The sequence below is a fragment of the Streptomyces sp. NPDC001604 genome (assembly GCF_042893475.1).
GTDB lineage: Bacteria > Actinomycetota > Actinomycetes > Streptomycetales > Streptomycetaceae > Streptomyces.
This window is the reverse complement of the sequence record NZ_JBIAUY010000006.1, coordinates 442,805-461,963: the sequence shown is the minus strand read 5'-3', so window position 1 is coordinate 461,963 and position 19,159 is coordinate 442,805. Positions and strand designations below refer to the sequence as shown.

General features: G+C 72.2%; 14 protein-coding genes and 2 pseudogenes. 8 read left to right on the top strand and 8 right to left on the bottom strand.

All coding sequences use genetic code 11. From position 1 onward, the window contains the following. The first annotated feature begins 1 nt into the window (after position 1). The 3 genes from ACFY1E_RS20495 (at position 2) to ACFY1E_RS20485 (ending at position 5,286) form a co-directional block, all read left to right on the top strand. On the top strand, positions 2-2,398 hold the full coding sequence (locus ACFY1E_RS20495; RefSeq protein WP_389077755.1) for a xanthine dehydrogenase family protein molybdopterin-binding subunit: 2,397 nt from the start codon (positions 2-4) through the stop codon (positions 2,396-2,398). 231 nt (positions 2,399-2,629) lie between these two features. Then, positions 2,630-4,087 (top strand): NCS2 family permease, encoded by a 1,458-nt coding sequence (locus tag ACFY1E_RS20490; RefSeq protein ID WP_389077753.1) that lies wholly within the window; start codon positions 2,630-2,632, stop codon positions 4,085-4,087. 47 nt (positions 4,088-4,134) lie between these two features. Beyond that, positions 4,135-5,286: an XdhC family protein gene (locus tag ACFY1E_RS20485; protein WP_389077751.1), complete on the top strand. Its 1,152-nt coding sequence runs from the start codon at positions 4,135-4,137 to the stop codon at positions 5,284-5,286. Between the two features lie 327 nt (positions 5,287-5,613). Here ACFY1E_RS20485 and ACFY1E_RS20480 read toward each other — a convergent pair. From ACFY1E_RS20480 to ACFY1E_RS20470, 3 genes and pseudogenes are all read right to left on the bottom strand, one after another. Next, positions 5,614-6,564: pseudogene (locus ACFY1E_RS20480) on the bottom strand (lanthionine synthetase LanC family protein); the annotation flags it as partial. A gap of 58 nt (positions 6,565-6,622) precedes the next feature. Next, positions 6,623-7,198: a class I SAM-dependent methyltransferase gene (locus tag ACFY1E_RS20475; RefSeq protein WP_389077749.1), complete on the bottom strand. Its 576-nt coding sequence runs from the start codon at positions 7,196-7,198 to the stop codon at positions 6,623-6,625. Next, positions 7,198-7,638 carry an SRPBCC family protein gene (locus tag ACFY1E_RS20470; RefSeq protein WP_389077746.1) on the bottom strand — a complete coding sequence of 147 codons (441 nt, stop codon included), beginning with the start codon at positions 7,636-7,638 and terminating at the stop codon, positions 7,198-7,200. The genes ACFY1E_RS20475 and ACFY1E_RS20470 overlap by 1 nt, the downstream gene beginning before the upstream one ends. A gap of 182 nt (positions 7,639-7,820) precedes the next feature. On the opposite strand from ACFY1E_RS20470, the gene ACFY1E_RS20465 reads away from it, so the two are divergent. Together ACFY1E_RS20465 and ACFY1E_RS20460 are read left to right on the top strand one after the other, a co-directional pair. Beyond that, positions 7,821-9,035: a cytochrome P450 gene (locus tag ACFY1E_RS20465; protein ID WP_389077744.1), complete on the top strand. Its 1,215-nt coding sequence runs from the start codon at positions 7,821-7,823 to the stop codon at positions 9,033-9,035. After that, on the top strand, positions 9,029-9,493 hold the full coding sequence (locus tag ACFY1E_RS20460) for a hypothetical protein (RefSeq protein ID WP_389077741.1): 465 nt from the start codon (positions 9,029-9,031) through the stop codon (positions 9,491-9,493). Before ACFY1E_RS20465 ends, ACFY1E_RS20460 begins: the two co-directional genes overlap by 7 nt. A gap of 23 nt (positions 9,494-9,516) precedes the next feature. On the opposite strand, the gene ACFY1E_RS20455 is transcribed toward ACFY1E_RS20460, so the two are convergent. Then, positions 9,517-10,146 (bottom strand): thiol:disulfide interchange protein DsbA/DsbL, encoded by a 630-nt coding sequence (locus tag ACFY1E_RS20455; protein ID WP_389077739.1) that lies wholly within the window; start codon positions 10,144-10,146, stop codon positions 9,517-9,519. Positions 10,147-10,196: 50 nt separating this feature from the next. On the opposite strand from ACFY1E_RS20455, the gene ACFY1E_RS20450 reads away from it, so the two are divergent. Continuing rightward, positions 10,197-12,356, top strand: coding sequence for an alpha-galactosidase (locus tag ACFY1E_RS20450; RefSeq protein WP_389077737.1), 2,160 nt, complete (start codon positions 10,197-10,199; stop codon positions 12,354-12,356). A 92-nt stretch (positions 12,357-12,448) separates the two neighbouring features. Here the strand turns inward: ACFY1E_RS20450 and ACFY1E_RS20445 are convergent, their stop codons facing one another. Next, a complete protein-coding gene (locus tag ACFY1E_RS20445) occupies positions 12,449-13,357 on the bottom strand; it encodes a LysR family transcriptional regulator (protein WP_389077735.1) in 909 nt (302 codons plus the stop codon). Between the two features lie 100 nt (positions 13,358-13,457). Here ACFY1E_RS20445 and ACFY1E_RS20440 point away from each other — a divergent pair. After that, positions 13,458-14,456, top strand: a pseudogene (locus ACFY1E_RS20440) (NADP-dependent oxidoreductase); the annotation flags it as partial. Here ACFY1E_RS20440 and uppS read toward each other — a convergent pair. From uppS to ACFY1E_RS20425, 3 genes are all read right to left on the bottom strand, one after another. Continuing rightward, complete coding sequence (gene uppS / locus ACFY1E_RS20435; RefSeq protein ID WP_389077855.1) at positions 14,415-16,223, bottom strand: polyprenyl diphosphate synthase; 1,809 nt, start codon at positions 16,221-16,223, stop codon at positions 14,415-14,417. The pseudogene ACFY1E_RS20440 and the gene uppS overlap by 42 nt on opposite strands. Positions 16,224-16,314: 91 nt before the next feature. Next, positions 16,315-16,704: a DUF6114 domain-containing protein gene (locus tag ACFY1E_RS20430; RefSeq protein WP_389077732.1), complete on the bottom strand. Its 390-nt coding sequence runs from the start codon at positions 16,702-16,704 to the stop codon at positions 16,315-16,317. Then, the gene (locus ACFY1E_RS20425) at positions 16,701-17,273 is read right to left on the bottom strand and encodes a DUF6230 family protein (protein ID WP_389077730.1); all 573 of its coding nucleotides are present in this window, start codon (positions 17,271-17,273) and stop codon (positions 16,701-16,703) included. The genes ACFY1E_RS20430 and ACFY1E_RS20425 overlap by 4 nt, the downstream gene beginning before the upstream one ends. A 586-nt stretch (positions 17,274-17,859) precedes the next feature. Between ACFY1E_RS20425 and ACFY1E_RS20420 the strand changes: the two genes are divergently transcribed. Next, positions 17,860-19,071, top strand: a complete 1,212-nt coding sequence (locus ACFY1E_RS20420) for a winged helix DNA-binding domain-containing protein (protein ID WP_389077729.1) — start codon at positions 17,860-17,862, stop codon at positions 19,069-19,071. The last annotated feature ends 88 nt before the right edge of the window (positions 19,072-19,159 follow it).

The following is a 19,159-nucleotide window of genomic DNA, read 5'->3' as shown; positions in this document are numbered from 1 at the left end:
GATGCCCACCAACGGTGCTCCCATCGGCACTCCCACCAAGGTCACCCAGGGTTCGAAGACCAAGGGCGGCATCGGTGAGTCCACACTCCGCCCGGACGGCACCCTCAAGGTCACCGGCGAGTTCGCGTACTCGTCCGACATGTGGCACGAGGACATGCTCTGGGGCCAGATCCTGCGCTCCACCGTCGCGCACGCGGAGATCGTCTCGATCGACACCAGCGAGGCGCTGAAGACCCCGGGCGTCTACGCCGTCATGACGTACGACGACCTGCCGACCGACGTGAAGAACTACGGCCTGGAGATCCAGGACACCCCGGTCCTCGCGCACGGCAAGGTACGCCACCACGGCGAGCCGGTCGCCATCGTCGCCGCCGACCACCCGGAGACCGCCCGCCGCGCGGCCGCCAAGATCAAGGTCGACTACCGCGAGCTCCCGGTCATCACCGACGAGGCCTCCGCGACCGCGCCGGACGCGATCCTCATCCACGAGAACCGCGACGACCACCACATCGGCCACGTGCCGCACCCGAACATCGTGCACCGCCAGCCGATCGTGCGCGGCAACGCCGAAGAGGCCGCCAAGAAGGCCGACTTCATCGTCAAGGGCGAGTACACCTTCGGCATGCAGGACCAGGCCTTCCTCGGCCCGGAGTCCGGCCTCGCGGTCCCCGCCGAGGACGGTGGCGTCGACCTCTACATCGCCACCCAGTGGCTCCACTCCGACCTGCGCCAGATCGCCCCGGTCCTGGGCCTGCCCGAGGACAAGGTCCGGATGACGCTCGCCGGGGTCGGCGGCGCGTTCGGCGGCCGCGAGGACCTGTCGATGCAGATCCACGCCTGCCTGCTCGCGCTGCGCACCGGCAAGCCCGTCAAGATCGTCTACAACCGCTTCGAGTCCTTCTTCGGGCACGTCCACCGCCACCCCGCCAAGCTCTACTACGAGCACGGGGCGACCAAGGACGGCAAGCTCACCCACATGAAGTGCCGGATCGTCCTGGACGGCGGCGCCTACGCCTCCGCCTCCCCGGCCGTCGTCGGCAACGCCTCCTCGCTGTCCGTCGGCCCGTACGTCATCGACGACGTCGACATCGAGGCCATCGCCCTCTACACCAACAACCCGCCCTGCGGCGCCATGCGCGGCTTCGGCGCGGTCCAGGCGTGCTTTGCCTACGAGGCGCAGATGGACAAGCTCGCCGACAAGGTGGGCATGGACCGGGTGGAGTTCCGTCAGCTCAACGCGATGGAGCAGGGCACGATCATGCCGACCGGGCAGCCGGTCGACTCCCCGGCCCCGGTCGCCGAACTCCTGCGCCGCGTCAAGGCGATGCCGATGCCGCCGGAGCGCCAGTGGGAGTCCAGCGAGGGCCCCGACGTACGGCAGCTGCCCGGCGGTCTGTCCAACACCACCCACGGCGAGGGCGTCGTACGCGGTGTCGGCTACGCGGTCGGCATCAAGAACGTCGGCTTCTCCGAGGGCTTCGACGACTACTCGACGGCCAAGGTCCGCATGGAGGTCGTCGGCGGCGAGCCGGTCGCCACCGTGCACACGGCGATGGCGGAGGTCGGCCAGGGCGGTGTCACCGTCCACGCGCAGATCGCCCGCACCGAGCTGGGCGTCTCGCAGGTGACGATCCAGCCGGCGGACACGCAGGTCGGTTCGGCCGGTTCGACGTCCGCCTCGCGGCAGACGTACGTCACCGGTGGCGCCGTCAAGAACTCCTGCGAGCTGGTGCGCGAGAAGGTCCTGGAGATCGGGCGCCGCAAGTTCGGCACCTACCACCCGGCCTGGGCGACGGCGGAGCTGCTCCTGGAGGGCGGCAAGGTCGTCACCGACGGCGGGGAGGTCCTCGCCGACCTGGCGGACGTCCTCGAAGGCGAGACCGTCGAGGTCGAGGCCGAGTGGCGGCACCGCCCCACCGAGCCCTTCGACCTGCGCACCGGCCAGGGCAACGGCCACGTCCAGTACTCCTTCGCCGCGCACCGCGCCGTCGTCGAGGTCGACACCGAGCTCGGCCTGGTCAAGGTCATCGAGCTGGCCTGCGCCCAGGACGTCGGCAAGGCGCTCAACCCGCTGTCCGTCCTCGGCCAGATCCAGGGCGGCACCCTCCAGGGCATGGGCATCGCGGTGATGGAGGAGATCATCGTCGACCCCAAGACCGCGAAGGTCAGGAACCCGTCCTTCACGGACTACCTGCTGCCGACCATCCTCGACACCCCGATCATCCCGGTCGACGTGCTGGAACTCGCCGACGACCACGCCCCGTACGGGCTGCGGGGCATCGGCGAGGCACCCACCCTGTCCTCGACCCCGGCCGTCCTCGCGGCGATCCGGAACGCGACCGGGCTGGAGCTCAACCGCACGCCGGTACGTCCGGAGCACCTCACCGGAACGGCGTAGGCACCGTCTCTCCGGGCGGCGCCGGGAACGTCACACTTCGCCGCGCCGCCCGGAGTACTCAAGCACCGCACCGCTCGCGGCACTTGAAGCACCACAGCACCACCGTCAGTACCAGAGAGTTCGTTCGTCTCGGGCCGTCCCCCGGGTCGTGCGGCCGAAGCACCTTCCCAAATCCCGCGAACCCTTGAGAACCACCGCGGGTGCCCCTGTGAACCTTGGGAGTAGGCCCACATGACCCAGCAGTCACTGGAGCCGTCGACCATCGCCGACGATGCGGGTGAAGGAACCCGTATCTCCGCCGGCAGGTCGTGGCTCGACCGGTACTTTCACATATCCAAGCGAGGATCCACGGTCGCGCGTGAGGTGCGCGGCGGCATCACCACCTTCATGGCGATGGCGTACATCCTCCTGCTCAACCCCCTGATCCTCTCCGGCAAGGACGCGGCGGGGGACACGCTCGGCCAGAAGGCCCTCATCACCGCGACCGCGTTCGCGGCGGCCTTCACCACGCTGCTGATGGGCTTCTTCGGCAAGGTGCCGCTCGCCCTCGCCGCCGGCCTCTCCGTCTCCGGTGTGCTTTCTTCGCAGGTCGCGCCCCACATGACCTGGCCGCAGGCCATGGGCATGTGCGTGATGTACGGCGTGGTCATCATGCTGCTGGTCGTCACCGGCCTGCGCGAGATGATCATGAACGCGATTCCGCTCGCGCTCAAGCACGCGATCACCATGGGCATCGGCCTGTTCGTCGCCCTGATCGGCCTGGTCAAGGCGGGCTTCGTGCACCAGGGCAAGGCGACCCCGGTGTCGCTGGGCCCGGCGGGTGAACTCGCGGGCTGGCCCGTCCTGTTGTTCGCAGCCACCCTCCTCGTCATCTTCATGCTCCAGGCGCGGGCCGTCCCCGGCGCGATCCTGATCGGCATCGTCGGCGGCACCGCGGTCGCCGTACTGCTCAACGCACTTGGTGTCATCGACCCCAAGCAGTGGGCGAGCGGCGCTCCCGAACTGCACGGCAGCGCGGTCTCCATGCCGGACTTCTCGATCTTCGGGAAGGTCGAGTTCGGCGGCTGGGGCAGCGTCGGCGCGATGACGGTGGGCATGATCGTGTTCACGCTCGTCCTCGCCGGCTTCTTCGACGCGATGGCCACCATCATCGGCGTCGGCACCGAGGCCAAGCTGGCCGACGAGCAGGGCCGGATGCCGGGCCTGTCCAAGGCGCTGTTCATCGACGGCGCGGGCGGCGCGATCGGCGGCTTCGCGGGCGCCTCCGGCCAGACCGTGTTCGTCGAGTCCGCGACCGGCGTCGGCGAAGGCGCCCGTACGGGCCTGTCCTCCGTCGTCACCGGCCTGTTCTTCGCGGCCTGCCTCTTCTTCACCCCGCTCACGGCGATCGTCCCCGGCGAGGTCGCGGCCGCGGCCCTGGTGGTCATCGGCGCCATGATGATGATGAACGCACGCCATGTGGACTGGGCCGACCGCGCCACCGCCATCCCGGTCTTCCTGACCGTCGTGATCATGCCGTTCACGTACTCCATCACGGCGGGCGTCGCGGCCGGAGTCATCTCCTACGTCGCCATCAAGCTCGCCCAGGGCAAGGTGCGGGAGATCGGTGCGTTCATGTGGGGCCTGACGGCCGTCTTCCTGGTGTACTTCGCCCTCAATCCGATCGAGAGCTGGATGGGCGTCCACTAGACGCTCTTGAATGACCCTCCACACCAACCCCGTTAGGAGACCGAGAGATGCTGGACATCGCCGAGGAGCTCAACCGGTGGGTCGAGCAGGGACGTGACTTCGCCGTGGCCACCGTGGTGGCCGTCGGCGGCAGCGCACCCCGCCAGCCGGGTGCCGCCCTCGCGGTGGACGCCGACGGCACGGCGATCGGCTCGGTCTCCGGCGGCTGTGTGGAGGGCGCCGTGTACGACCTGTGCGGGCAGGCGCTGGAGGACGGCGAAACCGTCCTGGAGCGCTTCGGGTACAGCGACGAGGACGCCTTCGCAGTAGGCCTGACCTGCGGCGGCATCATCGACATCCTCGTCACGCCGGTACGGGCCGGTGATCCCGCCCGCCCGGTGGTCGCGTCCGCGCTGGCCGCCGCCGCCCGTGGGGAGGCGGCGGCGGTGGCGCGGATCGTGTCGGGACCGGCCGAACTGCAGGGCCGGGCGCTCCTGGTGCGCCCCGACGGCTCCCACGAGGGCGGCTTCGGCGCCCACCCGGAACTGGACCGCACGGTGCTCGGGGAGGCGGCGGCCTTCCTGGACGCCGGGCGGACCGGCACCCTGGAGATCGGTGAGCAGGGCTCACGCTGCGGAGCCCCGCTCACGGTCCTGGTGGAGTCCTCCGTCCCCCCGCCCCGGATGATCGTGTTCGGCGCCATCGACTTCGCGTCCGCACTGGTGCGGATCGGCAAGTTCCTGAACTACCACGTGACGGTGTGCGACGCCCGCCCCGTCTTCGCGACCAGGACCCGCTTCCCGGAGGCGGACGAGATCGTCGTCGAGTGGCCCCACACGTACCTCGAACGGACGTCCGTGGACGCCCGCACCGTCCTGTGCGTCCTCACCCACGACGCCAAGTTCGACATCCCGCTGCTGCAGCTGGCGTTGCGTCTCCCGGTGGCCTACGTCGGCGCGATGGGCTCCCGCCGCACCCACCTCGACCGCAACGAACGCCTTCGCCGGGTCGGCGTCACCGAGCTGGAGCTGGCCCGTCTCCGCTCCCCGATCGGCCTGGACCTCGGAGCCCGTACCCCGGAGGAGACGGCCCTGTCGATCGCCTCCGAGATCGTCGCCAACCGACGCGGCGGCAGCGGGGTTTCGCTCACCGGGGCACACACGCCGATCCACCGCGACACGGCGTCCGTGCCGACGGGGCGGATCGGATCGGTGGCCTGAGCGGCACGCGACCGCCTCAGCCCGCCCGGCGCACAGCGGGTTGGTCCGGCCAGCCGAAGGCGTACGCCGGGTCGCCGCCGCGGCTGAGCCGTACGAAGCGCAGCAGTTCCCGCACGATGCCCGCGTTGCCCATCGCCCATCGGCGCGGGGTTCGAGGGCGCTCGGGGTGGCCCGGTGCTCGACGTTCGACCAGCGCGTGCCGTCGCCGTCCCGGGTCGCGCGGGCGGCGAGGTCCGCGACGAGGACATGCGCGAAGCCGGCGCCGTCGTCCTGCTCGGCCATCCGGTCGCAGGCCAGGGCGAGCACACCGGCCGTACCGCAGCAGCGGCCGTTGTTGTCCCAGAATCCGGGGCGCAGCGCCTCGGGAATCCCGGAGCGCGTCACGGTGTGCCAGCAGCGGTCGGCGAGGGACGCCCAGGCCGGGTCGGCGGTGACGTCCCGCAGCAGCCGGAAGACCTGGGCGTCGCCCGCCGGGCCGTGGCACCACCCGTAACTGATGCGCTGCACCACGTCGGGGCGGTACAGCGGGTCCGAGTGCGGGACGAGGAAGCCGTCCGGGCCGGCCTCGTCGCGGGACACGACGTCCGCGGCACCGGCCAGTGCCGCCTCCACGAAGTCCGCGCGGCCGGCCGCCCGGCCCACCCGGGCCAGCGCGGCGACGATGCCGAGGGTGCCGTGCGAGATGTGGTTCAGACGTGACTCCCGGTCCGGGCGGTGCGCCCACCGCACGCCCGCCGCGGTCTTCTCCGCCGTGCGCAGATAGGGCTCCAGGGCAAGTACGGCCAACTCGACATCGCCCAGCTCCCAGGCGCCGAGCCCGATCCCCGCGTTGCCGCCCATCAGCTCGAACAGCTCGCCCCAGCGGGTCCCGTCGAAGCGCGACCGCACCAGGTGCAGGGCCCGGTCCGCGGCGGCTTCGGCAGTGCTGTCGCCGAGCTCGTCGTGGACGGCCCGCAGCGCGAGGGCGATTCCGGTGCGGCCGAAGTACAGGGAGTCGTCGTCGACTTCGGTGACGGCCGCGGCCAGGCTGCGGGCAGCGCGCAGGGCCGCCTCGCCGTAGGAGTCGTCACCGAAGTGCCGGCGCGCCTCCAGGAGGACCGGCACCACACCCGCCGTACCACCGTAGAACGCCGGGTCGAGCTCGTCGTCCGAGGGGACGGACGTCCAGCCGAGGCCGCCGCCTTCCGTCTCCCGTGCCGCCGCGAGCAGCCAGCGCAGACCGTCCGCCGCCAGCTCCTCGACCTCGTCCACCTTCACCGTGCCGTCAACTTCCGTCATGGCGCCCACTCTTGCAGGACCGACACCGCCCGCCCAAACGGCACCGCAGGTCACAGGCTCAGCCGTCCGGTGCCCGCAGCACGAAGACGCGCAGTGCGCCCGGCTCCAGGTCGTACCAGTGCCCCCGGCCCCAGCCGCCCGTCAGGACGCCGACCTCGGCCGCCGTCAGCCCGATGCGCCGCCGGCTCTCGGGCAGCCACTGAGCCAGCGATGTCGTCACCACCCACGCCCCGCCGGGCGCGAGCAGTCCGCGCACCCGCTCGGCGGCCGCCTCCTTGTCCGCCATGAACGCGAAGACGAGCCGCATCGTCACCAGGTCGAAGGCCGCACGCGGCAGGCGCGCCGTCGCGTCCTCGAAGTCCAGCCGGGCGACCTCCAGCCGGGGCTCGAGGTCCGCGTACCGGTCCCGCGTCGCCGCCACCGCCGCATCGGCCCAGTCGACGGCCAGCGTGCGGTAGCCGAGGCCGGCGAGTGCGGCGGCGTAGATGCCCAGGCCGCAGCCGACGTCCAGGGCCCGGGCCCCGTTGCGGGGTCGTAGCGCCTCGCCGAGCAGGCGTATCTCGCGGGCGTCGGGGCGGTGGAAGCCGTTGCCCGCCGCGAAGTGGTGCTCCCAGTGGCCGCGGCCGGCGGGCATCACGGCATCCTGAGGAGCCGGTTCGCGGCCCGCCCGAAGACGTACCGGGCCGCCCGCAGCAGGAGCGGGTCGAAGAAGCCCGGCAGCAGCCGGACGCCGAGCTCCTCCCGCCAGATCACCCGGCTGCGGCCCCCGGGCCCCGGCCGCACCTCGATCTCAGCCCACCCCGTCACCACCCGGCCGCGCTTCTCCAGCCGGCACCGACCGGGCGCGTCGTCCGTCGGCGGCTGCCAGACCGTGACCTCCATCCGGTCGTCGAAGGCGAGCGGCCCGAGTCCCGAACGGGCCACGACGACCGTGCCCTCGCGTGTCGGCGGGGGGGTGGTCACCGTGACGCGGGTCAGCGGGACCACTGCGCCGTGCCGGGGCCACTCGGTCAGGCGGCGCCACGCCTCGTCGAGGGGGAGCGGTGCCGTGCGTTGGACGAGGAAGTTGACCACGTGACGAATCGTAGGGAATCCGGGCTGCTCACAGGGGTGTCACTCCGCGCGTCACGCACTTGGCCCAGCGGCGGGCGCCACCTCCGGCCGAGCGGGCAGTGCGGAAGCCCTCTACCGCACTCGCACACCCGTCCGGCACGATGAGCCCGACCCCGCACCACCACCGGCCGGGAGGGTGTCCCGTGGACCGTGAACTGCGCGGCAGGCTCGACGAGTTGCAACGCGACCCCTACCCGCACTACGAACGGGCGCGACGTGCTCAGGGCCTGACCTACGTCGCCGAGCTCGACGCCTGGCTGGTCGCCCGGGACGCCGACGTACGAGAAGTCCTGCGCCGGCCCGAGGACTTCTCGTCCGCGAACGCGCTGACTCCCGACGTGCTGCCCGGTCCCGCCGCACTCGCCGTCCTCGGCGGCGGGTTCGGCGGGCGGCCCGTCGTCGTCACCGCCGACGGCGCGGACCACCGGCGGTTACGGGCGCCGATCGTCCGCGGGCTGTCACCGGCGCGCGTCGCGGCCGTACTGCCGTACGCCGCCGAGCGGGCCGCCGCCCTGGTGGACGGGTTCGTGAAGGACGGGCACGTCGAGCTGATGTCGGCGTACGCCGGGAAGCTTCCCGGGGAGGTCATCGGCCGTATCGTCGGCCTGGACCCCGCCGACGTGCCCGCCGTCGTACACGGCGGCCATCGCGCCGAGGAACTCCTGTTCCGTCCCCTGGCGGAGGACGAGCAGATCGCCGCGGCCGAGGATGTCGTAGCGATGCAGCACATCCTCGACCGGTACGCACGGGAGCGGCACGCCGCGCCCCGCGAGGACCTGTGCACGGAACTCGTCACATCGGTCGTCGGCGAGGGCGAGCTCACCCTGGAACACCGGCACGAACTCGTCGCCCATCTCCAGAACCTGCTGATCGCCGGGCATCTGACGACGACCGCGCTCATCGGCACGACCGTCCTGCACCTGCTCCGGCACCCCCGCCAGTGGGAGCTGCTGTGCGCCGAACCCGAGAGGATCCCGGCGGCCGTCGAGGAGGCCGCCCGCCATGACACCGCCTTGCAGGGCTTCCGCCGCGTCACCACCGGCCCGGTCACCCTCGCCGGTACCGAACTCCCGCCCGGCGCAACGCTGTTCGTGGCCTTCGGCGCGGCCAACCGGGACCCCTCCCGGCACCCCCGCCCCGACGACTTCGACATCACCCGCCGACCGGAGCGCCACCTGGCCTTCGGCCTCGGCGTGCACGGCTGCCCCGGATCCCAGCCGGCCCGCGAGCAACTCCGCCTCACCCTGGAGGAGCTGACCAGCAGGCTGCCGGGGTTGCGACTGGCGGACGACCGTCCGGTCACCATGCGGCCGACGATGATCCACCGGTCACCGGAGAGCCTGCACCTGGCTTGGTGACTCAGGGCGGCAGCAGCGGGTCCAGCACCCGGTGCCGCCACCATCGCCTGCACACCCCGGTTCAGCGCCGGCAGCGCGACCTCGGCGTGATAGCCGCGTATCACACCGCGCTGCCCGCAGCAGCCGGATCCGCTCCAGACAGGTGGACGGCGCGGTGCCCACCTGGCCCCACCGGCTGGACGGCGTTCGCGGGCGGCGCGACCGCGGCGCCGGCCGAGGTGACGACGACCCTCGGCCAGGGCCGCGACGCGGTCCTGATCACCTCGGGCGGCGTCCTCGCCGCGCTCTGCGGCACCCTGCTGTCGCTGCCGCCCGCCTCGGTGGTCGCCCTCAACCGCGTCGTCGTGAACGCCTCCGTCACCACCCTCGTCGTGGGCGGCTCAGGGACCAGCCTCCTCACCTTCAACGACCACGCCCACCTCACCGGCGACGGCCGCCGACTGCTCGCCTACCGCTGAACTCCGGTCTGCCGGGCGGTTGTTCAGTGACGTGGTGCGGTGCGGTAGAGGTGGTCCAGCACCGAGATGGTCTTGGCCGCGCTGCCCAGCAGCATCGGAGTGGTGCGGTAGCGGCCGGCCACGACCACGGTGGGCATCTCGTTCACCTGGTAGCGCTCACGGAGCGCGGGTGCGGCCTTGACCGCGTCGTCGACCTCCGTGGACGTGTAGGCGTGCTTGACCGTAGCCACGTCGAGGCCCTGCCTGGCCGCCCATCTCAGGACGGTGCGCTCGGTGGTCAGGTCCTTGCCCTCGTCCCGTACGGCCTGGAAGACCGGGATCGCCTCCTTCTCCGCGAGGCCGAGCCGGTCCAGCGTGTAGTAGAGGCGGGCGTAGGCGACCATGTCGGGCTGGTCCTCCCAGGTGGCCGGGATCCGCACCACCTTCACCGGGGGGCTCTGCCGTGCCGCCCAGTCCTCCAGCGGCTTCTCCAGCTCGTAGGAGTGCGGGCAGTCGTACCAGAACAGCTCCGCCACCTCCCGCGCGGGCACACCGCTGACCGGGTGCTTGAGACGGAAGTACTCCGTCCCCTCCTTCGGCTCACCGGAGGCGGCACCGAGCAGGCAGGTCAGGACGGTCGACAGCGCGAACAAGCGCATGATCTTCTTCTTCATGGCGGACACCTTGGCGCTCTGCGTCCTGGCGCACCCCGCTGACACACGCAATGTCCCTCGTTCGGACCGCCCGAGTGCCCGGAACCGGCCTGGAAGAGCCTTGGAAGGGGAGAGCGTTGACCGCTGACCTCGCAACAGTGGGGAGAGCCCGCCTCTGGTCGCACCCGGAACTCGGGCTGCACGCCTTCCTGGACGGAACCGGCTCGGTCAGACTGGGCACGCCCGACCAGGACTGGGCCGCCCTCGTCCCCCTCGTCGAGGTCACCGCGACGGGTCACGGACGCCTGTGGTCGGGCGAGCGCTTCGTCGAGACGGCCGTCGGCGACCGCCTGGCCTACCGCGGCCACGAGACGGAAAAGGACGCAAGCCGCGAGCGTACGACGATCCGGCTGGCGGACCCGGTGACCGAACTGGCCGCCGACGTCGTCCTGGAGACCGTTCCGGGCGCCGGATTTCTGCGGGCCCGGGTGCGCCTGGTCAACGAGGGCGGCGCACCGCTCCGGCTGGAGAGCGTGACCACCCTGACCCTCGGCGGCATCACCGACGCGGACGGCGGCCCCGAGGGCCTGACCCTGCACTGGGCCGACAACGACTGGCTCGCCGAATGCCGCTGGCAGCGGGCCGCCTTCCGGGAGCAGGTCGTCCCGCTCAGCCGGTCCGCCCACGGACACGAGGGGCGCGGCTGCTTCGCGCGCTCCTCGCAGGGCAGTTGGTCCACCGGCCGCCATCTCCCGGTCGGCGCACTCACCGACCGGGACGGTCGCGCCTGGCTGTGGCAGATCGAGTCCAGCGCGGGCTGGCGCTTCGAGAGCGGTGAACGCGAAGGTGCCGCCTACGTCGCCCTGTTCGGCCCCGACGACGCCCACCACCAGTGGCACCACACCCTCGCGCCCGGCGAGGAGTTCCACACCGTCCCCGCCGAGCTGGTCCGGACCGAGACGGGCGGTCTGGACGCCGCCTTCGGCCGGCTCACCGACCACCGCCGCGCTCTGCGCCGCGACCACCCCGACCACCGCACGCTCCCGGTGATCTACAACGACTACATGAACACCCTCATGGGCGATCCCACCACCGAGAAGCTCATGCCGCTCATCGAGGCGGCGGGAGCGGCCGGCGCCGAGGTCTTCGTCGTCGACGCGGGGTGGTACGACGACGACGCCCAGGGCTGGTGGGACGCCGTCGGCGCGTGGGAGCCCGCCCGGGGGCGCTTCCCCGGCGGCATCGAGGAGGTCCTGGACGCCGTCCGAGCGCACGGCATGACCCCGGGACTGTGGCTGGAACCCGAAGTCGTCGGCGTGCGCAGCCCGTTGGCCCGCACCCTCCCGCCCGAGGCGTTCTTCCGGCGCGGCGGAATCCGCGTCACCGAACACGGCCGGCACCACCTGGACCTGCGGCACCCCGCGGCCCGCGCCCATCTCGACGCGGTCGTGGACCGGCTGGCCGGCGAATGGGGTGTCGGCTACCTCAAGCTCGACTACAACATCAACATCGGCCCCGGTACGGAGAACGGCGTCGAGAGCCCGGGCGCCGGACTGCTCGGGCACCACCGCGCCCACCTCGACTGGATGGCCGCCGTCCTCGACCGGCACCCCGGCCTGGTCCTGGAGAACTGCGGCTCGGGCGGCCTGCGCATGGACTACGCCCAACTGGCCGTGGCCCAGCTGCAGTCCACCAGCGACCAGCAGGACCTGCTGCGCTACCCGCCCATCGCCGCCGCGGCCGCCACCGCCGTGACTCCCGAACAGGCCGCCGTGTGGGCCTACCCGCAGCCCCACCACACCCTCGACGAGATCGCCTTCACCCTGGCCGGGGCACTGCTCGGCCGTATCCACCTCTCAGGCTTCCTCGACCGCATGAGCGCCGACCAGTCCGCCCTCGTACGCTCGGCGCTCGACGTCTACAAGGACATCCGGCCGGAGATCCCCGAGGCGTACCCCTTCTGGCCGCTCGGCCTGCCGGACTGGGACGACACCTGGATCGCCCAGGGCCTGCGCGGCCGGCAGTCCACGTTCGTCACGGTGTGGCGCAGGGGCCCCGTCGAGGAAACGAGCCGCGAACTCACCATCCCGCACCTGCGCGGCGCACAGCTCCAGCCGTCCGTGCTCCATCCCACCGCCTTTGACGGCACCGCGCAGTGGAACGCGGCGCAAGGAAAGCTCACCGTCTGCCTGCCCCGCCCCGACACGGCCGTCCTCCTCCGGCTCAGGTGAAGGCCACCTCGGCGCTCGCGGGCAGGGCCTCGCGAGTGGTCGATGTGCAGCCGGGCGTGTCCGTGACGACCAGGCCGGGACAGCCCTCGACGTCACGGCAGTACGGGTCGCAGAGGAACGGCCGTGGCCCGTAGTTCCCTCACGCAGGCGCGCACGGCGGCCGATCCGGCCAGTTCGGAGGTGGTGACATAGCCGACCCGGCGTGTCGGACGCCGGGGACCGAGGTCGGCGATCCCGACCGTGTCCGGTGCTCCGACCAGCGAGAGCGCGGGCATGATCGCCATTCCGTGGCCTCCGCTCACCAAGGAGAGCACCGCTCCGTCGTCCTCGGCCTCGACGGTCGCCTTCGGAATCCAGTCCTGTGCGGCCCACCAGTCGCGGGTGTACGAGCCGCAGTTCTCGGCCCAGTCGACCAGCGGCAACGAACGCGGGGCGGTGTGTCCCGCCGCGTGCACCAGGGCGTACGGCTCCTCGAAAAGCCCGCTCGCGACCAGACCCGGCGGCAGCGGCACGGAGCCGCCGAGCGTGGCGATGGCGAGGTCGGCCTTCCCGTCGGCGACTTCGCCCGCGGTGCCGCGCCCCACCTCGCGCACGATCCGCACCCGCGGATCGATCCCGGGGTGCCGCGCGCGCAGCCGCTCGAGGACGGGCGGCAGCAGATGGAGGGCCGCGCTGCGGAAGGCCGCGATCCGCAACGGCCCCTCCGCCGCGTCGGACCGGGCCGCACCGCGCGCCTCGGCGGTCAGGACGTCCAGCAGCCGCAGGACACGGCGGGCGTGCGCCACGGCCCTCTCCCCGGCGGGGGTGGGGCGGGCGCCGCCGCGGCCGCGGTCGAAGAGCACGGCACCGATCTTCCGCTCGCTGCCGCGCACCGAGTGGGACACCGCGGACTGCGTGAGCCCCAGTGCCCGGGCCGCGGCCGAGAAACCACCGGTGTCCGCGACCGCCACCAGAACGCGCAGTTCGTGCGGGGCGAGATCGGAGTCGGTCGTGCGGGCCACGGGGCGCTCACCTCAACGTATGAGAACTGCTCATGGAACGGGCCGTCGCATGAGCCCAACCGGCTGCCCGCCGGGCGCATTCCCGCCCTACGGTCCGGTCATGAACGAGACCGCGCTCACCGTGCACCAGACCGCCCGCCCGCACGGCTTCCCCACCGCCGAACACTTCGCTTTCGTGGAGTCCGCGCTTCCCGAGCCCGCCCCCGGCAGCGCACTGGTGGAGAACCTCTACTGGTCCGTCGACCCCTATCACCGCGAGATGATGGACGACGTGCCCGGCGGCTTCGCGCTCCACGCCCCGCTGGAGGGCCGTGCCATCGGGCGGGTCATCGCCTCGCGCACGCCCCGGCTGGCCGAGGGCGAGATCGTGTTCCACCGGCGGGGCTGGCGCACCCACGCGGTGGTCACGCCGGAGGAGATCCGGCGGCTGCCCCGCTTCGACGGCGTGCCCCTGACCGCGTACCTGAGCATCCTCGGCGGTACCGGCCTGACCGCCTATGTGGGCCTGACCCGGGTCGCCCGGCTGAAGGAGGGCGAGGACCTGTTCGTGTCGGCCGCGGCGGGCGGCGTCGGCACCGCGACCGGACGGTTCGCCCGCCTGCTCGGCGCCGGACGGCTCGTGGGCAGCGCGGGCTCGGCCGCGAAGGCCGGCCACCTCACGCGGGAGGTCGGCTACGACGCCGTCTTCGACCACCACGACGGACCCGCCGCCGACCTGCTCGCCGAGGCCGCACCGGACGGCATCGACGTCTTCGTCGACAACGTCGGCGGTGAGCAACTGGCCGCCGCCGTAGGGGCGTTGCGCGAGTTCGGGCGCATCGTCCGCATCGGCACGATCAGCCAGTACAACACCCCCGACGCGCCGCCACCGCGCTTCAATTACGCGGACCTCGTGGAGAAGAGCCTGCGCATGGAAGGTTTCCTGGTCAGCAACCACCGCGATCTGCAGGAGGAGTTGTACGAGTTCGCCGTACCGCATCTGCAGAGCGGCCGGCTCGCTCTGGACGAGACGGTCGTCGACGGCTTCGAACACATCGTGGACGCGTTCCTGGGGATGCTACGGGGCCGGAACACCGGCAAGATCATCGTGCGGGCGGGTGCGGATCCGGGGGACGGTGCCGTAGCGGCGGGTGCGGTGCGCGTACTGCTCGATCGCCCGCCACAGGTCGCGGCGGTCGAAGTCGGGCCAGCAGGTGTCGAGGAAGAGCAGTTCGGCGTAGGTGGCCTGCCAGGGCAGGAAGTTGGAGGTGCGCCGGTCGCCGCCGGTGCGCAGGAGCAGGTCGACGTCGGGTAGGTCGGGGACGTGCAGATAGCGGGCGAAGGCGTGCTCGGAGACCGCGGCCGGGTCGATTTCCCCGGCGGCTGCCTCGTGGGCGAGTTGCGCCGCGGCGGCGGTGATCTCGGCGCGGCCGCCGTAGTTCACACAGGCCGTGACGGTCAGCCCGCTGCAGTCGCGGGTCGTCCGCTCGGCCTCGACCAGGGTGTCGATGACCTCTGCGGGCATCCGGGACCGCTGTCCGGCCCACCGCAGGCGCACGTTCAGCGGGCGACAGTCGTCCAACAGACGGCGCAGGAACTTCGGGATCTCGTACAGCAGCGAGTGCAGTTCCTCGGCGGGGCGTTTCCAGTTCTCGGTGGAGAACACGTACACGCTCAGGTACTCGAGGCCGATTTCCAGAGCACCGTGAACGACGTCGATGAGAGCGTCGGCGCCGGCGCGGTGACCGTCGGTTCGGGGCAGTCCGCGGGCAGTGGCCCAGCGGCCGTTGCCGTCCATCACGATCGCGACGTGGCGTGGCATCGCCCGGGCGGGCACCTCGGGTGGGCGGGCGCCGGACGGATGAGGCGTCGGTGCGGCGACCGGCCGCCGCCGGGCGGCACGTGGTCTCGCCTCTTCGGCCGGACCGGTGGCCGGGCTGTTCGGCAGTGCCGCGGAGCCGGTCGCCGAGCCGGTCACGACGGTGAAGGGGTACAGGCTGCAGGCCAGCGCGGCGCGTGCACGGGCGGCCGGCAGCAGCCGCAGGCGGGCGGGCCGGGGCAGGGCGGGCCTGCGGTGCAGCAGGGCGGCGGGATCGCGGGCGAGGGTGGTCAGCCGTAGCCGGTACAGGTCGGTGTAGGCGCCGAGTGCGAGGCCGACGGCCGGGTGCAGCACGGGCGGGACAGGAGTGCGGTCGAACCAGCTGCGGGCCCGGTCCGCCAGATCCCGCACCATGCGCTCGTAGGCCGGGGTGCCGCGCCGCTTCAACAGGTCCGCGCGCCGCACGCCGGCCTCGTCCAAGGCCTCCTGGGGCAGGGGTACATGGCCACGGTCGAGGTCTTCGGCGAAGTCGACGAGCGCGTCCGTGAGGTAGACGGCGTCGACGGCGGTCTGCCAGGCCGCGGCCGCGCCGGGTACCGCGGTGGCCAGGGCTTCGGGTTCGGCGGGCAGGCCCGCGGCCCGCAGCAGCAACGAGCCGGTCCGCAGCACGAGCGGGGTGTTGACGAGGCCGTTGTAACGCCTCCATTCCCCCCAGGTGGCGAAGTGCCGGCCGTGGACGTCCTGGCGCAGTTCCTCGAACAGGGTGTGCAGGAACTCCGGCGGCAGGTTCCAGGTGAGCATGGTGTCGATCAGGGCGAGCCGGACCGGGTCGCTGCCCGCGCCCTCCCGCAGGTCCGCGTCGAAGGCCGCGATCCATGCCTCCAGCCGCTCGGCCCGCCCCACGCCGGCGACAGCCTCGCCGGTCTCGGCGCCGACCGTGTCGACCAGGTCGTCGACGGCTCTCACGGCGCCGTACAGCGCCCAGACGGCGAGCCGCAGCGGCGGGGGCAACAACAGCGAGACGGCGTACTCGATCTCCCCGGTGGAGCGGGTGGCGCGCCGGCACATGTCGTACCCGTGGCGCAGGGCGGGATCGTGCACACCGAAGCGGCGGTAGACGGATCCCCAACGGGCCCGCGGCATGGCGGACGGGCTCATCTCACGCCTCCTCTTCCTCGGCGGCGGGCTGCTGCGGGACCCAGGCCAGGGCCAGAGCACTGCCCACGGCGGTGAGCAGGAAGCCGACCAGGAGGCCGCCGAGATTGGCGGCCATCAGGCTGACCAGGGACAGGACGGCTGACAGCACTCCGGCGAAGTAGCGCAGCGGCGGGTTCTGCCAGGTCGTCAGCCCGGCCACGGCGAACAACGCACCCAAGGTCCACGACGCGGCGCCCGCAGTGCCGGTGAACCGCAGGAACCCCAGACCGCTCCAGGAGACGCAGATCATCTCCAGCCCGCCCAGGGTCAGCAACAGCCCGGCGGCGAACGGGCGGCCGCCACGCCATTCCCGCCACCTCGACCATCGGTGAGTGACGACTGCGGCGGTCACCGGTGCCCCTCCCGCGCGCAGCCGCCCTCGCCCTGGTGGAGGTCGATGGTGACGCCACTGGCTGTGATCGTCCCGGCGGTGAAGGCCCGCGGCTCGGTGCTGACTTCGCGGCCGCTGCCCTTGCTCGCGCCGATGCTGAACAGACCCGTGGGCCGGGTCAGGGACACCTGCGGAGTGCTGAACTCGGCGCCGGAGACGGACACGGATCGCGCGGTGGCTCTGCCCGCCTCCACCGTCAGCCCTGTGGCGGAGGCCCGGTCGATGTGGACGACCGCCGTCACTGCTCCGACGAGGGGCAGTTGAGCGGTGGACGTGACGCAGGCGTCCTCCACCCGAGCGTGTTCCAGCCGTGTCGCCAGTGCCGGCAGCAGCCCGCCACGGCCGGATCCCGAGGGGGAGGCCGTCAGGTCGGAGCCGGAGACCCGCGCAGCGTGCACGGTGACCGGTACCTGGCCCGCGAAGGCCACCGATACGGCACCTTGCGCGCTTCCGGCCAGCAGGGCGGTGCCGCCGACGGACAAGGGCGCAAGAGCCAGGGCGAATCGGAGCTTGCTCGTGCGCCCCGTCATTCTGGTCGGACGATCGACATTTCTGATCACGTCCTGGCCCAACGACCATGGCGCGACCAGGTGGCGCCCATCGGATTGATCGGACCATCACATGGGGTGCGGCTTCGTCCTCCTCGCGACAACACTTGGCTGCCTCCCTCGTTTTCCCCGGTGACGGACCGGGACCGGCATCGTTGGAGGGACGTGAACGGAGGTAAGGTCCACTGGCGCCCGGTGCGCAGGCCGGGCACCGGCTGCACCGAGCCGCGGCCACTTCGGGCGGCTCGATGTGTGGGTGAACAACGCCGGGGTCGTGCCCCTGGGGCGGCTGGACGCTCAGGAAGCCGGTCTGCTGACCTATGCCTGCCAGGTCAACCTCACCGGAACCGTGCACGGTTGCCGCGCCGCCGCGCTGCGGATTCGCCCCCAGAGGGGCGGGCATCGCCGGCGTCCTCGCCGTCAAGCCACTGCCCGGCCCCGCGGCCTACGCCGCGGCCCGTTTCCACGGCACGGCCGGAGACTCCTGAGCCCTGCGCCCGCTGCCGCTGCGGGGTCACGTGAGACTTGCGGACAGCAGGTGTCCGCAAGCGCGGCTAGCGTGCGGGGCATGACGAAGACGACAGCGACGGCTCCTGTGCTCGGTACCCGCGCGCTCAACCGCGCGACCCTCGAACGGCAGCTGCTCCTGCGCCGGTCCCCGCTCTCGGCCAAGGCCGCTGTCGAGCATCTCCTCGGGCTCCAGGCGCAGAACGTCAAGCCGCCGTACTACGCGCTCGCCGCCCGCCTCGACGGCTTCACCCCCGAGGAGCTGTCCGGGCTGATGGCGGACCGCGAGGTCGTCCGTATCGTCACCATGCGCTCGACCATCCACACCCACACCGCCGCCGACGCCCTCACCCTGCGTCCGCTCGTCCAGCCGGCCCGTGACCGTGAACTCACCAACTTCCGCAAGGGCCTGGTGGGCGTGGACCTCGACCGGCTTGCCGCCCTCGCCCACGACCTCGTCGAGGCCGAGCCGCGCACCATGAAGCAACTGCGCGAGGCCCTGCAGACCGAGTGGCCCCAGGCCGACCCCCAGGCCCTCGCCATCGCAGCCCGCTGCAAACTCCCCCTCGTCCAGGTCACCCCACGCGGCCTGTGGGGGCAGAGCGGCCAGGTCGCCCTGACCACCGCGCAACACTGGCTGGGCCTCGCCCCCACCACCCGCTCGATGCCCGCCGCGGCTGCGCAGAGTACCGCTCCAGCGACCGCAACCGCCCCGGCCTCGTCGCCCACCAGCGCTGCGCCGTCGGACGCACCCCCCGCCGAAGCCGCCCCGGCCCCCGACGCCACCGTCCTGCGCTATCTCGCCGCCTTCGGGCCCGCATCCGTCAAGGACATGCAGACCTGGGCCGGGCTGACTCGGCTGCGTGAGGTCTTCGAGCGGCTTCGGCCGCAGCTCGTCACCTTTCGGGACGAGAGCGGCGTCGAGCTCTTCGATCTGCCGGAGGCGCCGCGGCCCGACGCGGAGACTCCGGCGCCGCCCCGTTTCCTCCCCGAGTTCGACAACCTGCTCCTCTCCCATGCCGACCGCACCCGGGTCGTCCCGGCCGAGTACCGGGGGCGCAGCTGGACGGGCAATCAGGCCTACTGCACGTTCCTCGTCGACGGCTTCCTGGCGGGGGTGTGGAGGCTGGAGGAGGGGGCGCTCGTCATCGAGCCGTTCGGCACACTGACCAAGGCCCAGCGTGCGGAACTGGCGCAGGAAGCGGTGCGGATGCTCGACACCATGCATCCGGGAACGTCGTACGACATCCGGTTCGGGACCGTGATGCCGTAAGCCTCGGACCGCCCGGCCCGTCACCGCCACCGTCGGTCCCAGCCCGATCACCGCGGACGGCAGAGGCGGTCAGGCCCCACAAGGTGTC

Coding starts and splice junctions, on each gene's coding strand:
- ACFY1E_RS20495 (WP_389077755.1), top strand. CDS start 2: ATGCCCACCAACGGTGCTCCCATCGGCACTCCCACCAAGGTCACCCAG.
- ACFY1E_RS20490 (WP_389077753.1), top strand. CDS start 2,630: ATGACCCAGCAGTCACTGGAGCCGTCGACCATCGCCGACGATGCGGGT.
- ACFY1E_RS20485 (WP_389077751.1), top strand. CDS start 4,135: ATGCTGGACATCGCCGAGGAGCTCAACCGGTGGGTCGAGCAGGGACGT.
- ACFY1E_RS20475 (WP_389077749.1), bottom strand. CDS start 7,198: ATGCCCGCCGGCCGCGGCCACTGGGAGCACCACTTCGCGGCGGGCAAC.
- ACFY1E_RS20455 (WP_389077739.1), bottom strand. CDS start 10,146: ATGAAGAAGAAGATCATGCGCTTGTTCGCGCTGTCGACCGTCCTGACC.
- ACFY1E_RS20450 (WP_389077737.1), top strand. CDS start 10,197: ATGTCCCTCGTTCGGACCGCCCGAGTGCCCGGAACCGGCCTGGAAGAG.
- uppS (WP_389077855.1), bottom strand. CDS start 16,223: ATGTGCCGGCGCGCCACCCGCTCCACCGGGGAGATCGAGTACGCCGTC.
- ACFY1E_RS20425 (WP_389077730.1), bottom strand. CDS start 17,273: ATGACGGGGCGCACGAGCAAGCTCCGATTCGCCCTGGCTCTTGCGCCC.
- ACFY1E_RS20420 (WP_389077729.1), top strand. CDS start 17,860: ATGACGAAGACGACAGCGACGGCTCCTGTGCTCGGTACCCGCGCGCTC.